The sequence below is a fragment of the Flavobacterium sp. T12S277 genome, assembly GCF_048514875.1.
Classification (GTDB): Bacteria; Bacteroidota; Bacteroidia; order Flavobacteriales; family Flavobacteriaceae; genus Flavobacterium.
Genome location: NZ_JBLYEG010000014.1, coordinates 58,274 through 73,816, shown reverse-complemented (window position 1 = coordinate 73,816; position 15,543 = coordinate 58,274). Strand labels below are relative to the sequence as shown.

9 protein-coding genes are annotated in these 15,543 nt (G+C 36.9%); 3 read left to right on the top strand and 6 right to left on the bottom strand.

What is annotated here, in order from left to right:
* Positions 1-167: 167 nt before the first annotated feature.
* Entirely contained in the window at positions 168-2,555 is a 2,388-nt protein-coding gene (locus ACN1CN_RS18380) for a TonB-dependent receptor (RefSeq protein ID WP_419136662.1), read from the bottom strand.
* A 1,049-nt stretch (positions 2,556-3,604) separates the two neighbouring features.
* Between ACN1CN_RS18380 and ACN1CN_RS18375 the strand changes: the two genes are divergently transcribed.
* The 3 genes from ACN1CN_RS18375 (at position 3,605) to ACN1CN_RS18365 (ending at position 6,237) form a co-directional block, all read left to right on the top strand.
* On the top strand, positions 3,605-4,708 hold the full coding sequence (locus tag ACN1CN_RS18375; protein WP_419136661.1) for a PepSY-associated TM helix domain-containing protein: 1,104 nt from the start codon (positions 3,605-3,607) through the stop codon (positions 4,706-4,708).
* Positions 4,709-4,897: 189 nt separating this feature from the next.
* Entirely contained in the window at positions 4,898-5,458 is a 561-nt protein-coding gene (locus tag ACN1CN_RS18370) for a tetratricopeptide repeat protein (RefSeq protein WP_419136660.1), read from the top strand.
* 194 nt (positions 5,459-5,652) lie between these two features.
* Complete coding sequence (locus ACN1CN_RS18365; protein ID WP_291285734.1) at positions 5,653-6,237, top strand: helix-turn-helix domain-containing protein; 585 nt, start codon at positions 5,653-5,655, stop codon at positions 6,235-6,237.
* Positions 6,238-6,526: 289 nt separating this feature from the next.
* On the opposite strand, the gene ACN1CN_RS18360 is transcribed toward ACN1CN_RS18365, so the two are convergent.
* From ACN1CN_RS18360 to ACN1CN_RS18340, 5 genes are all read right to left on the bottom strand, one after another.
* Entirely contained in the window at positions 6,527-8,209 is a 1,683-nt protein-coding gene (locus tag ACN1CN_RS18360) for a DUF4983 domain-containing protein (protein WP_419136659.1), read from the bottom strand.
* Between the two features lie 489 nt (positions 8,210-8,698).
* Complete coding sequence (locus ACN1CN_RS18355) at positions 8,699-9,388, bottom strand: phosphonatase-like hydrolase (protein ID WP_264524239.1); 690 nt, start codon at positions 9,386-9,388, stop codon at positions 8,699-8,701.
* A 137-nt stretch (positions 9,389-9,525) separates the two neighbouring features.
* Entirely contained in the window at positions 9,526-10,683 is a 1,158-nt protein-coding gene (locus tag ACN1CN_RS18350; RefSeq protein WP_419136658.1) for a TIGR03364 family FAD-dependent oxidoreductase, read from the bottom strand.
* Positions 10,684-10,815: 132 nt separating this feature from the next.
* Complete coding sequence (locus tag ACN1CN_RS18345; protein WP_419136657.1) at positions 10,816-12,099, bottom strand: DUF5690 family protein; 1,284 nt, start codon at positions 12,097-12,099, stop codon at positions 10,816-10,818.
* 148 nt (positions 12,100-12,247) lie between these two features.
* Positions 12,248-15,124, bottom strand: coding sequence for a TonB-dependent receptor (locus ACN1CN_RS18340; RefSeq protein WP_419136656.1), 2,877 nt, complete (start codon positions 15,122-15,124; stop codon positions 12,248-12,250).
* Between the last annotated feature and the right edge of the window lie 419 nt (positions 15,125-15,543).

Below are 15,543 nucleotides of genomic sequence, written 5' to 3'. Positions count from 1 at the left end.
CAGTCGCAGTCGCGGTCACAGTAATCAGTAAACATTAAAACTGTGCACTGCGACTGAAAACTGTGACTTTTTTTTCATTCTTCAAAATAAAAAAGACTCCTGACAAAATACGTCAGAAGCCTTTTCATAAAAAAAACAAAATAATACTATTGCTGAAAAGCTATTCTTTAGAAACTGTATCCAAGTGCTAAGTTAAATCTTGTACCGTTTCCTCTTGTATAATTGGCATTTGTACCATAGAACTGAGAAGTTGTTGGGTAATAATCGGTATTGAAGATGTTTTCTATTCCAAGTTTTACTCTAATGCTGTCGGTTACTTTGTATGCTGTAGCCAGATTCCATAAGTTGAACGAATGAATTGGTCCTTCACCAATAGCATAAGCTCCTTTGGTATTTGGTTTAAAAACATCGCGATCGCCTACATACATCCAGTACAATTCAACGTTTAATCTTTCACCGCCATATTTTGCATAACCTGTAATTTTAACCGGAGGGATTCTGTTTGATTTCAGGTAAATATCTGTCGGACCGTAAAAATGACCGTCAGAATCTTTATCCCCTCTTCCCTGTACATTCGCATAGTTTCCTCCTACTGTCAATTGTTTCAAAATTTGGTAATCGGCCTGAACTTCATATCCCCAAACTCTTTCCGGTAAACGTTCCGCTACCAGGAATCCATCTACCTGAATCAGATTGGTTCCTAGTTTTGAAGTACTCAAATAATAGGAAGCACTCAAATTGAATTTCCCTAACTGACTGCTAAAACCACCTTCATAATTGTTAACGATAATAGGTTCAGTTTCTAATTTAGATATGGCATCCTGTTTGGCGTTTGTTAAAACTCGTCCTAAATCAAATACAGAGAAAGCCTGAGAAAAACTCACAAAAGGATTAAAGAATTTAAATCTTGAATATCGGATACCCGTGTTAAAAACAAAGGCATCGTAAGTAAGATCACCGCCTTTTACAGCAATGCTTCCTGCTCCGTTTGCACCTGTAGCAAGTGTGTTGTAATCGTCGATATTGATTTTAATGTTTTCCGCACGTAAACCGGCTTTTACATTCCAGTCGCTAAACAATTGTGTCGATATTTGTGCATAAGGAGCCAGATTGACCATATTGATATTTGGAACCCAAACACGTCCGTCAACCAGTTTTTGGTTCGTTTTGTCATTTAGTAAATCGAAACCATAAGTTACATCACCTGTAAAATTAGAAGAGAATCTGAACGGAGAATTTAAGTATACTCTAAGACCTTTTTTGGTAGATGCCGTTTGTGACTGCCCGCTTCCATAGAAAAAAGTAGAGTTGGAAAATATCGTTAAGAAATCCTGAAAGTAAAGGTTAGCCGTAAGCGAAGTATTTCCAAAAATTTCTTTGTTTACATACTGCAAATTAGCGTTGTGATTGTAACGATTTCCTTCGTCTACCCCAGGTCTGTTGCCCAATACTCCAATTGCCGGACTTACTCCGTACACCCCATTTTTAAGAACAAAATCAGAATCCTGATTGGAACTGAAGTAATTGTACATCAAATCAATTCTTTGTTTGGCGGTTAAATCGTAACCTACTTTTGTAAAAACGTTGTAAGCTTTAGTTTCCCCTAATCCGTATTCAGGAGAAATAACCTGACCCGCTCCATCACGAAAAACACCTGTTTTTTCATAAGTTCCGCCTACCATATAGTTGAACTTATTGATTTTTCCGTAAAACTGCTGATTAAATCGGTATCCTGCTGTACTGTCTCCTTTAATATTACCTGTTGTTCCGGCCTCGCTGTATCCGGCAAATTTCTTTTGTGTTTTTCCCGATTTGGTGATGTAATTGATCAAACCTCCATCGGCACCATTCCCATAAATAGCTGTAGCTCCTTTGATTACTTCAATACGTTCAATTACCGAAGGATCTATTGAACGAAGTTCACGTCCTGCCGATTTTAATGGTGTCGATTGCGGAATTCCGTCAATTAGAACCAAAGGATTTCTTCCTCTAAGAGTCTGACCGTAATTCCCTGTATTGTTAGTTGCCGATCCTAAACCCGGAACTGCAAATGCCACAGCATTGGCAATATTTGAACTCACGATCGATAAATTGTCAATATCCTTAGCGTTGATTACGGTTACAGAAGAAGGTGTTTTAGATAAGGTTTCTACCTTTCTGCTGGCCGAAACGATAATTTCATCCAGTTGATCGCCATTTTCTTTCGAAATCTCGCTTTCTTTGCCGGTAAACTTCAATTGCAAAGTTACGGTGGCAGTTTCATTGTTTGCAACGGTAACTTCCTGCTCGATCGTTTCATAACCGGCTAATGAAGCCTGCAGCGTATAAATGTTTTCAACTATTTTATTGAATTTAAAACTACCATCGCTATTAGAAGTGGTTTTGTATTTTGAATTTTTAAGTATGATTGTTGCTCCGTAAGCTGATTTACCGTCAGAAGTGGTGATCTCTCCTTTAATTTTACCACTATTTTGTTGTGCAAAAGAAGAAAAGACAGAAAATAAAAGGCTAATAATAAATAAAAACTTTGATGTTCTTAAACTAAGATATTTCATTGATTTTTAAGTTTTGGTTAGTGATTTTATTCTTATTTAGAATTAATAAAAACAGCGCAAAAGTAAAGATTAATAATTGTTTAACAAGTACTATTTCGATTTATTCTATAGAATTTTTACTAATCTTCTTGTTATTGTCAGAAAATAAATCTATTTTCTGACAATTCATTAGTCCTAAATATTTTTAACTCCATCTCTTTTCTTTTCTCGCAGATTTTGCAGATTAAGCAGATTTTTTAATCTCTCTATCTGTATCAATTATATAAACACATACCAAACGTCTTTGATTAATGCATGGAATAATATGGACCGAGCCTATGGCTCTTTTTATTATGATGTTCATTCTTTACGACGGATTAAAATCCGTCGCTACAATATCATTTGAACCTATGGCTCTTTTCTAATGCTGACGCTTATTTTACGGAAATCGATTGTGCTGAACCTACCAACCTGAATTATTGCTCTATCTAGTTTATATAGATGGATATGGTCCATTGACAGCAAAAAACATCAAATAATTAGGTTCTAATGGGACAATAAATTTTATAGCAATGGATTTTAATCCGTCGAAAATAAAACGCCTCCAAGATAAGTTCCGGAAAAACAACACATTTCACAACAGCTTTAAACCACTACAATGATTTTCTCTCAGGCATTCGTTTCCTACCTATAAATCTTGTGTGTGTGTTTCTCGCAGATTAAGCAGATTTTTTAATCTTTCTACCTGTAGTAATCATTTTAACACGTAGAACATTTATTTTCTTGCCGAAAATAAAACGTTTCACATTTCACAGTTAACATCTCACATTCTCACATAAAACTAAGCTGTAAGTTTTCACTGTAAAAAGCATTGCCCTCTTGTCTACGAAGCGTAATTCTTAAGTATTTTTAAGAGATTCTCCTTTATTTTTTCCTTAAAACTGAAAAGATTTAGTCTAAATAAGTATAAATTTGCGACGGTTTTTTGGTTGGAAAGAATTTACGTCCAACGAAAAACTGACACTGTTAGGGTGTGAACTCCAATGCCATAAACCAAAATAAAACTATTAATGAAGAAAGGAATAAAGAAAACCATCGGACAATTACATTTATGGCTGGGGCTTGGCTCAGGTTTAATCGTTTTTATTGCTGCATTAACAGGGAGTATTTTAGTTTTTGAAAAAGAGATTGACCAATTGGTAAATCCACAATATTACCACGTTTCTTCTATAGGGAAAACCAAAAAGACAATCGATTACTGCACAGATGTTCTTCAGAAAGAATATGGCATCAAAAAGATTAGCCGAATTTCTACTTTTAATGATCCTTCGCGTACGATACAAATTCTGGGAAAAGATTCAGATAAAAAAGCACAATTTTTTTCTGTTGATCCGTATTCCGGAAAAGTACTAGCAACAACACCTCAGGAAAGCAGGTTTTTTGTAGTGGTCCTTTCACTGCACAGGCAATTGCTACTGGGAGATGCTGGGCAGCTTATTATGGGATCTTCTTGTCTTATTTTTGTCTTTATGCTGATCTCGGGTATCGTTTTGTGGTGGCCCAAAAAAATGAAACATCTAAAGCAGCGTCTGACCGTAAAATGGAGCGGTTCTTTCAAAAGGATCAATTGGGATTTTCATTCGACTTTTGGTTTTTACAGTTTTTTAGTTTTACTTCTTATTTCGCTAACCGGTCTGACATTTGCCTTTGACTGGTTTCAAAGTGGTCTTTATCTGGTGACCGAAGGAACAACGAAGAAAACCTCTTTAAAAGTAGAAAATCCAACCAAAATAGATCCTAAACTCAATAATACTGCTTTTTACCAAAGTATTTACAATGCTACGGACAGTATTTTTCCTTATAATGGAAATATTCAAATCAGAATGCCTGTGGATACCATTAACAGTATTACGGTTCTTAAAGAAGATGTGGAAAGAATCATTCCGCACCAATCCAGTTCCGCTTATTTTGATAAGTATACTGCGAAAAATATTGAGAACAGACACTTTGCATCCTATTCCAAAGGAGATAAACTGAGACGTTTGATGTATCCTATTCATACCGGAAGTGTCTACGGTTTACCAACCAAAATAATTGCTTTTCTGGTGTGTCTTTTTGCTGCAACATTACCTATTACAGGTCTGCTGATTTGGCTGGGCCGAAAGAAAAAGTAGGTTTTGTTTGCTATTGTGTTTCTTTAAAGAGCACCCTTTTTTGTAGGATTTTGCTATACTTTTGAAGCATTTTGCAAAATAAGGACTATCGTAAGTTGCTATATTTCAAAAAATTAATTAATTTTAGTCCCCCCATTCTAATAAATCTTTTTATTATTTGTTTAATCTGTCGGCTAAAATCTAATAAGCATGAAATGGTTCAACACTTTAACAATAAAAAAGTTTACGGAAAGACTTTCAAAATCCCATTCAAATGAAGGGTCAGCTCATCTTGAAAGAGGGAGACAATTCTATTTGTCGAACCAGTTTCAGGATGCCTTATTACATTTGAACATCGCCATCAATTCAGGATTTGATCAGGGCGTTTATGCTTTGAGAGGAAATTGTCTTCAAAAACTCGATTACCATTATAATGCCATTGAAGATTTTGACAAAGCCATTGAAACCGATCCCTTGGAGTTTTCTATTTATTACAATCGCGCAGTATCCAAAAGAGCGATTTTAGATTTTACGGGGCATATCGAAGATCTGCACAATGCAATTTATTACTACAAAAAACATTCGAATATCGAAAACCAGGTGCTCAAAGCTTTTGAAACCGATTTACAGGCAGCTAAAATGGACATAGAAGGCCCGGTACAAAGCAGATACGAAGGACTAAAAGCTCCATCCCTGGAAATAAAATCGCTGATCAGAGATTCTCTAAATCTCATTAAAAAAGCAAGGGTACGAAATCTGAAGGTAAATTGACTGTCCTCAAAAACTTTATCTTATTCCACATAAGAAAAATAAAATCCGTGCGAATCTGCGTTTTCGCATAGCGAATCTGTGTTATCCGCGTACAATCCTTTCAACAGAACACAAAGTTTATGCAAAGGCTTCCCTGCTTTTGCAACTGACCCGCTAATTGTGTTATATTTACCATTTAAACCGAAGTTTTTATTATGGAAGATTTTTTAATTGGTATTGGAAAAAGATTAAAAGAGATCAGGAAGAAAAATGCATTAACCATACACGAAGTAGCCAACAGAGCCGGAGTTAGTAACGGTTTGATATCCAGAATTGAAAATGGCAGAACTATACCTTCCCTACCCGTTTTAATTGAATTGATACAATCCTTAAATACCGATGTGAGTTACTTTTTTGAAGGAGTTGAGAATACCAAAAATGCCAAATACCTCCATATTAAAAAAGAAGACTATCAAAAAATAGAAAAAGAAGACCGTGCCGAAACGACCGGTTTTAACTACTATCATATTTTCAGTAAAAGTATTAATTCTATTGGTTTTGAAGCTGTAATCCTTGACGTGGAACCAAATTGCAAACGCGAAAAAGTAATTACAGATGCTTGGGAGTTCAAGTATATTATCAAAGGAAGTGTAACTTATATTATCGATGATGTAGAAGTAGTGGTCAGTGAAGGTGATTCTTTATGTTTCAATGGAAGACACCCGCATGTTCCTCAAAACAGAACAACCGAAAACTGTGTGATGCTGGTGCTTTACTTTTATTCGGAGAGTAATAGTTAGTTTTTTTTTAACCGCAAGGAGCGCAAAGTTTCACGCAAAGTTCGCTATGCTTTTTTGGCTCGCAAAGGCGCAAATAAATATTTTAATTTGTCTCCAGCTTTAGCTGGAGGATCTTAATTTAATACAGATTGGGCTTTAGCCAAATACTACTGATTTAGGCTAAAGCCAATACTCCTGCACTCTATAATCCCCCACCAGCTAAAGCTGGAGGTAAATTATTTTGTACTTAAACAATAAAGCTACCTCCATAAATGAAGATAGCCTTATAAAAACAAAAAACACAAATTTTTTAATTCCCTGCCGGAAGCCATGAACGGCCGTCTAATGCCCATCCACTATTAATGGGTACACCAAACCATTGCAGAGAAGAATAAGCGATATCCACCATTTTAGGAACAACTCCCGTCGCAGTACCACATTTTAAAGTAGCGGTGCTGGTTGTCCAACTTGGTGTGCTCGGAAAAGTAAGCGTCACTTGCTGGCTGCTGGAATCGTTGAAACTGTTTCCTGATCCGTTATCTCCTTTCCAATATCCGATAAGATTTGAATAATCCGGATGAGAAGCGGTAACGGATGAACAGGTATAACTCAAGATGGAAGCCACGGATAAGGCTTTGTTCCAAACACGAATCTCAGCAATATTTCCGTTTACATTTGCGCCATACGTCAGCGTTCCGTCTTGTCCGATAGCGAAAGGCAAGCCCGAAGTCAGACTTCCAAAACTAGCTCCAATCGCAGCTTGTCCGACAAAAGCACCATCCTGATAGGTTTTAACCAATTTTTCGATACGATCTACTACCAATGTCAAATGATGCCATTTCCCATCATTGATGGTACCTCCTGAAATATCAACGCGATTTTGCGTATCACCTATATTTACTTTCCATTTCCCGCCGGTATTCGCACAAATTACAAATCCGCGGTTTTTACCACTCACCCAGTTTTTATTCGAAACCAATGACGGATCACTGCTGTAACCTGATGTTTTTACTCGGCATTCCACCGTAAAACTTGAAGTTCCGAAATTGTAAAGCGCATTGGCTGTTGAAGCATAAACACTATTTGAATTAAAATTGACAAATTTACCGGTAATCGTGGTGGTTGGATCTACAGGCTTTTCGATCTTAGTTGAAGTGAAGTTTTTGTTGTTGAAAATGGTAAAAATATTTCGCTCTTCGTAGGAAGTCCCGCCATGAGATCCGCTGGAACCTGTAACAATACCACCATGATCCGGTGCCACTACAACCAGCCAGTCTTCATTGGCATAGTTGGGTCTGTTTTTTAAAGCTGCTAAAATTTCTCCAATATAACCGTCTGTTGTTTCAATTGAAGCTTTGTATTGCGGTACATTGAGCGAAAATCCATAACTGTGTCCGGCATGATCAACATCATCAAAATGTAGAAATAAAGCATCCGGATTATCGTTTGTAAGTGCAGCAACCACCTCATTTTTAACAGCCACGTCAGTCGTGAGTGTTTTCTCTACATCAATTCCCTCCACAATGTTGGTATTGATCGGTGCCCAGTGCACGATTGACATGGTTTTTAAGGCCGCATTATAAGTCTCCAATCGTTTTAAAAAATTCGGATAAGCTGTAAAATTCGGACTCGAAAATGAGTTATCCGTTACACCATGTTTCAAATGGGTAACTCCGGTAAGCATCGTCGACCAGCCGTTTCCACTCCACGTAGGTGCTTCGGTCAAAGCATCCAAGCTATAAACAGCATTGGGTAATAAAGCATGAACATTAGGCGTATTGGCTCCCATTAAAGCATCTCCGCGACAGCCGTCAATTCCAATAATCAGTAATTTTCTGGTTCCGCTGCTTAAAGCAGATTTACCTGTTTTAGCATTTGTTTTATCATTTACGGCCTGTTCATTATCCCTAAGTGCGGAATCATTGGTACAGGATGTGACTAAAAGCACACTTGCAAGAATTGTAATGTAACTTAATCTAAAAATCTTTTTCATTGGGTTGAATTGTTTTATGGTTACTATTTATTTACTTGTTTGAAACTTTTCCTGCAGGGATATTGTTTTAACTAATTAGCGTATTGTTTAAGGTAGAGCGTAGTTACTCAAAATACACACAAAAGATATTTTTACTCTAAATAAATGATGTGCTTTTTTTCTCTCGCAGATTGCTTCGTCTGTTCGCTATCGCTAGGGTTAGCAGATTTTTAATCTTTCCTCTAAAATCTTTAGTCCTTTTTAACACATAGAAACATAGCTCGAAATGCTTGTAAAAGACGCTTTGCTCAAAATAAACCGCAGAGCGATGTGTTTTCTCTCTCTCGCAGATTGCTTCGCCTGTTCGCTATCGCTTGGGTTAGCAGATTCGGCAGATTTTTACTCTTTATTCTATAATCTTTACTCCTTTTTAAAACATAGAAACATAGCTCAAAATAAACGGCATAGCCATGTGCTCACTTTTCACAACTAACATTTCACATCTCACACCTAACACTTCACCCCAATAACTCCATAAAGTGATGCCAGCGAATCTAATATGTAATCGGGTTGGGCTTCTTCGAGCTGCTGTCTGGTTTGTGCGCCTGACAAAACTCCTATGGTTACACCACATTTGGCATTTTTTCCTTCTTCAATATCTATTGCAGAATCACCTGCTTTTAGTACTTTAGAAGCGTCTTCAATGGCAAACAATTGCATGGCTTTGTGTATCATATCCGGAAAAGGACGTCCCAGCACTACATCATCGGCTGTGATTAGGGCATCGTATTGATTTCCTTCTTTCCAGTTTAGCTTTTCTAATAAAGTATTGGCAACATGACTGCTGTATCCTGTGTTTAAGACTACTTTTATACCGTCATTTTTAAGGTTTTTCAGAACCTTTTCGACACCTTCTATGGGTGAAACCTGAGCCGAAAGATATTCTTTGTCCAGTGTTTCTTTAAAGTAGTCAAATATTAAAGCCGACTTGTTCAGATCTGTGATGTTCAGGTGTTTTAAAATATCTTTTATCGCCTGATGCTTTTCTTTCCCTGCTCCTAAAGACAAAACCAGTTCAAGAGAAACATCAATACCGAAGTGATTGATCGATTTATGCAATGTTTTGTAAACTATATTTTGCTCATTTATTGTTGTTCCGGCCATGTCAAAAACAACCATTTCAATTTCATTAATTTTCATTTTGTGTATTTATTTTTATAGCCCTACAGGCTGTATATTTAGAATTAGAATTGTTTCAGGTTTCAAGTTTCAGGTTTCAGGTTTCAGGTTTCAGGTTACCTCCATAACTCATATCCACATTTAAAACCTCACAATCCCTAAGTATTAAAGATAGTATCAATATTATGTTTGGCAAATCCTGCGCTGCCGGTCATTCCTTTACCTCCTATTCCGGTTATGATGTGAATGTTTTGGTCAACGGTATATTCAAAGATATCCTTTGTTTTGCATTGCGAATACATTCCAAACCATCTGTTTTGGATTTCATACGTTGGAAGATCGATTATCTTTTTGGCTTCTTCAATCATAAAATGGTCGATATCCATATTCAGGTCAAAACCTAAAGAGTCAATTTCTTTTGCGGGAGCATATTCATGAGAATCTCCAAGAATTACTGAGCCGTCAAGGGCCTGCTTGAACAGGATGTGAATGCCGTATTTTTTCTCGAAACTATCCGGATTTTCCTTTGCTTTAATGGCCTGATACGATTTGCATTCTTCAAAAGATTCGTATCTTCTAATCGTCAATCCGGTTAAGATAGAACCGTCCAATTTATAATTTTTCTGAGGTTTGGTTTGCAGCATCTGTAGTTTAGAAACAATCAGATCGCTGTTGTTGTAAATCTCAGGATATAAAATTTTGAAATCACTTCCGTTGCAAATAATGATTTTTGAAGCTTTGTATTCTAATCCGGCGGCAGTGGTCGCTATAACCTCATCATTTCGCTCTTCTGTTTGCACCACTGTAGTATTCATAAACAAATCAAGTCCCAGACTGGCTGTCATAAACTGATGCAACTTATGAATCATCGTATTAGGTTCAACAGTTACTTCCTGCGGGAAAAATAATCCTCCTTTGCAATAATCAGCACGTAACCCATCATATTTAACCAGACATTGTTCTTTTGTCAGCAAATTAGATTCGTAATCATTCGAAACATTTATCTGATGTAACTCTTCAATCAGCTGCATTTCTTCTTCATTTGACGCTACATAAACAGTTCCGTTTTGACGCAGGTTGATATCAAACTGCGACTGAATATCTTTATAAATCTTTAAACTTTCTTTTCCAAAATTTTGCCATTTCTGGTCCATTCCGGACGGTACTACCTGTCCAAAATTTCTAACAGTTGCACCTTCCGGTTTGCTGTTTTTTTCCAGAATGGCTACGGATAATCCTTTTTGCAGGGCGTGATAGGCGTGAAATGTTCCTAAAACTCCGGATCCTACAATTATTAAATCATACTTCTCTTTCATTTTTGTGTTTGTGTTTTTATGTGTTTTACTGCTTAATTATTTTATTTGTTTTTGGTTTGTTGTTTTTTGGTTTGTTGTTTCAAGTTTCAGGTTTCAGGTTTCAGGTTTCACCTGCGTCTCACATTTTACATTTTACATCTCATAACTCATAGCCGTGGGAATTTCGACAGTTTTTCTAAACTTCCTTTTAAAATAATTAAAGGACATTATAGTGGTGATGATGCCTACAAAAGAAAGCAGGTAAATACAAGTGGTAAAAAAGTTCAATAAAGAAATTTTTCGGTCTCCGAAGTTTTTGAAAAATAATACCAAAACACTTCCTAAATATCCAAAGGCGTCGGCGATGTAGATTAAAAATCCTGTATTTCCTTTTATTTTATAGGTAGCGATCATTCGGTCAAAAAACAAACCGTTGAACGGAATATAACAAACGTACATTCCAAATCCTGAAATCATCATCCACGGAAATGCTGATATCAGCTGTTTTTGAAACAGGAAAGTTGTAGTACTAATGAGCACCGAACCTACCAGCAATACGAGGTGATAATTTCGAAACGCTTTGTAATTGTTTTTCATGCTTCCCAGAAACCCTAAAATAACCAAAACGGATATCGCAATGGGAATTTCTGAGTACATATAAATCGAAATACTTTCTTTGTATCCTAAAGAATCCCATAGTTCGCGTGCAAAATTGTCTCTGAACTCACGCATGGCCGTTAGCATGGCATAAAAGATAATCAGTATGGTGAGCGGAAAAGCAAATTGTCGGAATAACGAAGCGCGTTCTTTTTTGCTCAATGGTTTACGCTCAGATCGCAGGGCTAAATCCTCGCTATCCGGATTTGGGATTTTTTCCAAAAACAATGAAAATACGATTAGCGGAACAATAAAGAGCGATCCCGAAACAAAAGGCATCCAAAATTCATTGCATCCCAAAACCTTCAAGACAAATATTCCCACCGATTTTGCAGCTCCCGAGGAAACGATAAAACTCGAACATAAAATCACTCCCAATAACTCAGTTGTTTTCCGGCCCTCGATATAGGAAAAAACAATTCCCCAAATCATTCCGAGAGGTAATCCGTTAATGAATAAAAACAGAATGTTGTAGGGTGCCGGTACCAAAGCAAAGCCCAGTAAAGCCAGTTCTGAAATGGCTATAAAAGTGATTAGGTATAGAATTCTCCTGGCTGATTTCAATTCAGATATGATCTTGATTCCTAAAAATTTTGAAAAGGTATATCCTAAAACCTGTGCCAGAATCAGGAGAATTTTATAATCGATTCCCCAAAAAGAAAGCTGATCGAATGTGGCTACCGTAAAGGGTTTTCGGAAAGCATACATACAAAAATAGGTGCCAAATGCCGCTATAGATGTTTGGAGTATGAACCTGAAATTAGATGCTTTTTTAGACATTAGTTCCTGAAATTTAGCGTGATAGTTGTCTTGTAACTAAGAATCGTTTGTTGTTGTTTTTAAAAACCCGTTGCCTGCAGTAGATTGAAAAAAAAATAAACTGTAAAAATAAAACCTACCAGCATCCAACGGGTTAACTTATAGTTGTCTATAAATTATATTTTAAACCAAGATTAAACTTCATTCCGTAATATTCTACCTGCTTAGGGCGATTTGGTGTTTCTCCAAAGTGGTACATCAAAGGCTCATTCAACACATTATTTACATCACTGAAAAGGGTAAAATGATCGCCTATTTTATACGAAGCTGAAAAATCAAGTGAGTTGTATTTACCGTAATAAATATCGTTCATGTCTGTGTTTTTGGCATTGGCATCAAAACTTGTAGCATAAGCTCCTTTGTGGTTAAAGGCAGCTCTCACATTCAGTTTACCATTCTCATAAAACAATTGAAGGTTGTAAAGTTCTTTAGCCTGATACGGAGTGGATACTTTCCTTCCGTTTGGATTGTTAGCATTTTGCCCCAATGTCATTTCAGAATTCATAAGCGTTGCATTGATCTGAGTTCCGAAATATTTCAGGAAGCCCGGCAAGAAACTGAATCTTTTGGTGATTCCAAATTCAACTCCGCCTATCCATGCATTTCCACCATTGGCGGGTGAACTGATTTCGATGTCTGGAATTCCGTTGATCGTACCCTGATACGTATCGTCAAAAATTGGATCGGTAATCGATTTGTAAAATACTCCCGCATTAATGATTCCTACTTCATCAAGGAAATACTCTCCCAGTAAATCAAAGTTCCACGAATAAGTTGGATTTAAATTTGGGTTTCCTCCTGCATATTCCCCATCAATCGTGTTTAGTGAGCCAGCTGGTGAAATGTCACCAAAGTTGGGTCTTGCAAATGTTCTGGTGGTGGCAAAACGAAGGTTTAAATTGTCAATCGGGGTATATTTTACATGTACCATTGGAAGTACCGATGTATAGGTTTTGGTATTTTCGGCATCAACTACTACATTATTCTCTACTGTTTTACCAGTTACCTGTGTTATGGTATTGGTTACGCGCACACCTCCTAAAATAGTCCATTTGTCAGACAAACTGTAGGTTGACATGGCATAAACAGAAGAGGTCGTTTCGCCTACATTAAAGTTTCTTCCCAAACCTTTTCCTAATTCCGGAATCTGAGAATCCGTAGGATTTAGAACCAAATTTCCTTTTGAAGTATTGAATAATTTCGACATTCCGTCTGCTGATAAAACCGGGCCAAAACTATTTCCGATCAAAGAACCGGTTTCTTTTCTCATATAATCTGTACCGCCAGGCTGATTGATTAAATCGGGACCATAGTTAGACAAATAAGGCGTTGGCGAACCTGTCCAGTTGTAGTATTCGTCTCTGAAAGTAGCAATACGGTCTTTGTCGGTTAATTTTGCACCGAACTTCATTTTAAGATTTTCATTAAAGTTGTGCTCGTAATTTACGGCAGCAATTATATTGTCTCTTTCAACGATGTTGATTTTGTAAAGTTCTAAAGTAGAAAACTTCATTTTTGTCGGATCTGTTTTAAAATTAGGATCTGAATAAAAGTCAAATATTGACTTCGGATTGTTCGGGTCCAGCTTTCCGCCATCTGCAGCCCAATACGCTCTTGGACCTCCCGCTCCACCATTGACAAGAGGCACCGTGTTTAAATATTCCGGCTTAACTCCTACTCCGGTTTGATTGAACTGAATTAAAAAATAACTGTTGTCTTCTGCATTTGGAATGTTACCGTATTTGAACCTGTTTCGGTAAGATGCGACGCTCCAATCTAAATTTCCATTCGCTAATTGGTGTTTCCCTCCTAAATCAATACCTATAAATTGAGTCATTAACTGGTTGTGAATATCCTGTTGCTCAACAGTCAACGCATTTGTTGCTCCATTGAATTTGTCAAATCTAATACGGTGTTTGTAATGCGTTTCTTCATCCGTAAGTCCGCCATAAGTAGCTTTCAGGAAAATTTTATCTCTTGATGAAGGATTGAATTCCATAGCTCCATTCAAACCTGTAGTTTTTCTAACTCCTGTATAGTCACGCAGCTCTAATCGGTAAACTCCCTGATCTCCCTGTCTTCTGGCCTCGTAGTTATCGGTTGCCCAGTTTCTGTCCCAATACGTACCATTGATGATGTATCCGAACTTTCCGTTTTTACTTTTGTCGCCAATAGTAAGCGATCCGCTATAAATTCCTTTATCAGATTTTTGATTGTATCCGCTAAAAACAGTGGCTTTAATGGTTCTTTTGGTTGGAGCGGTTTGTGTCGTAAAATTTACGCTTCCGCCAATTGCATCCCCATCCATATCCGGCGTAAGGGCTTTGGTAGCCTCTACATAGGCAATAAGATCTGAAGGAAAAAAATCAAATGCCGTCGCTCTCGAAGTCGTTTCTTCCTCGGCAGTTGGAATTCGGTTTCCGTTGATTGTAGTTGATGACCAAAAAGGCGGTAATCCCCTCACCGATACAAAACGTCCTTCACCCTGATCGCGTTCAATTGAAACTCCCGGCATACGCTGTACAGTTTCGGCAGCATTACGATCCGGAAGTTTTCCGATTCCGTCGGCTGCAATTACGTTTACGATGCTCATTGCTTTTTTCTGCATGTTCAGCGCTCTGGCTTCACTATTTCTTTGTGTCATTCCGCTCACCACAACTTCATTCAGTTCTTTAGAATTGGTTTGCAGCTGAATGATTCCTAATTTAAGCTGTTGATTGTCTTTAATATCAATTTTTATATTTTTTACTTCATATCCGATATAGGAAATCTCCAATTCGAAACTACCTGCTGCAACATCCTGAATGGTAAAATAACCACTGAAATCAGTTGTTGCTTTTTGATTATTAGACAGAACAATAGTCGCCCCTGGAAGTGGCGATTGCGTATCCGTTATTGTTCCGCTAATGCTTGCCTTTTGGGCGGTCATGTTTTGAGTAAAAAGTGCAACCGAAAAAATTAAAATTGCCTTGTAAATTGTTTTCATGGTTAATTTGTTTACAAATATTAAATTTATACAAGCAAATAAACAATGAATTTTATAAATAGTAAATAATTGAAAATTATCTAATTGTTAAAGAAAAGAAAATTAAGCGGCCTGATTTGTTAAGTATTTGTAAAAAAACTGTACTATAATGTTTTGATTATCGGTACACTATTATTGCATTTAGGTCTTTAAGTGCAGTAATTAAAAGGAAGTATGATAAAAAATACTTCATCGGACTTAAGTTAAGTCCTGATTAAGTTCTGATTTTTTGAAAAGTCATTTTTTTACTATTTGTAAAATATTAGTTTGATTTTTTACAAATAATGGCCTCCATAAAAGTTATGAACTGACATAAATTATTCCGTTTGTCCACTTCGGTACAACTATTTAAAAAAGGCTGAAAGGGCGAAAACAGATTA

Coding starts and splice junctions, on each gene's coding strand:
- ACN1CN_RS18380 (WP_419136662.1), bottom strand. CDS start 2,555: ATGAAATATCTTAGTTTAAGAACATCAAAGTTTTTATTTATTATTAGC.
- ACN1CN_RS18375 (WP_419136661.1), top strand. CDS start 3,605: ATGAAGAAAGGAATAAAGAAAACCATCGGACAATTACATTTATGGCTG.
- ACN1CN_RS18370 (WP_419136660.1), top strand. CDS start 4,898: ATGAAATGGTTCAACACTTTAACAATAAAAAAGTTTACGGAAAGACTT.
- ACN1CN_RS18365 (WP_291285734.1), top strand. CDS start 5,653: ATGGAAGATTTTTTAATTGGTATTGGAAAAAGATTAAAAGAGATCAGG.
- ACN1CN_RS18360 (WP_419136659.1), bottom strand. CDS start 8,209: ATGAAAAAGATTTTTAGATTAAGTTACATTACAATTCTTGCAAGTGTG.
- ACN1CN_RS18355 (WP_264524239.1), bottom strand. CDS start 9,388: ATGAAAATTAATGAAATTGAAATGGTTGTTTTTGACATGGCCGGAACA.
- ACN1CN_RS18350 (WP_419136658.1), bottom strand. CDS start 10,683: ATGAAAGAGAAGTATGATTTAATAATTGTAGGATCCGGAGTTTTAGGA.
- ACN1CN_RS18345 (WP_419136657.1), bottom strand. CDS start 12,099: ATGTCTAAAAAAGCATCTAATTTCAGGTTCATACTCCAAACATCTATA.
- ACN1CN_RS18340 (WP_419136656.1), bottom strand. CDS start 15,124: ATGAAAACAATTTACAAGGCAATTTTAATTTTTTCGGTTGCACTTTTT.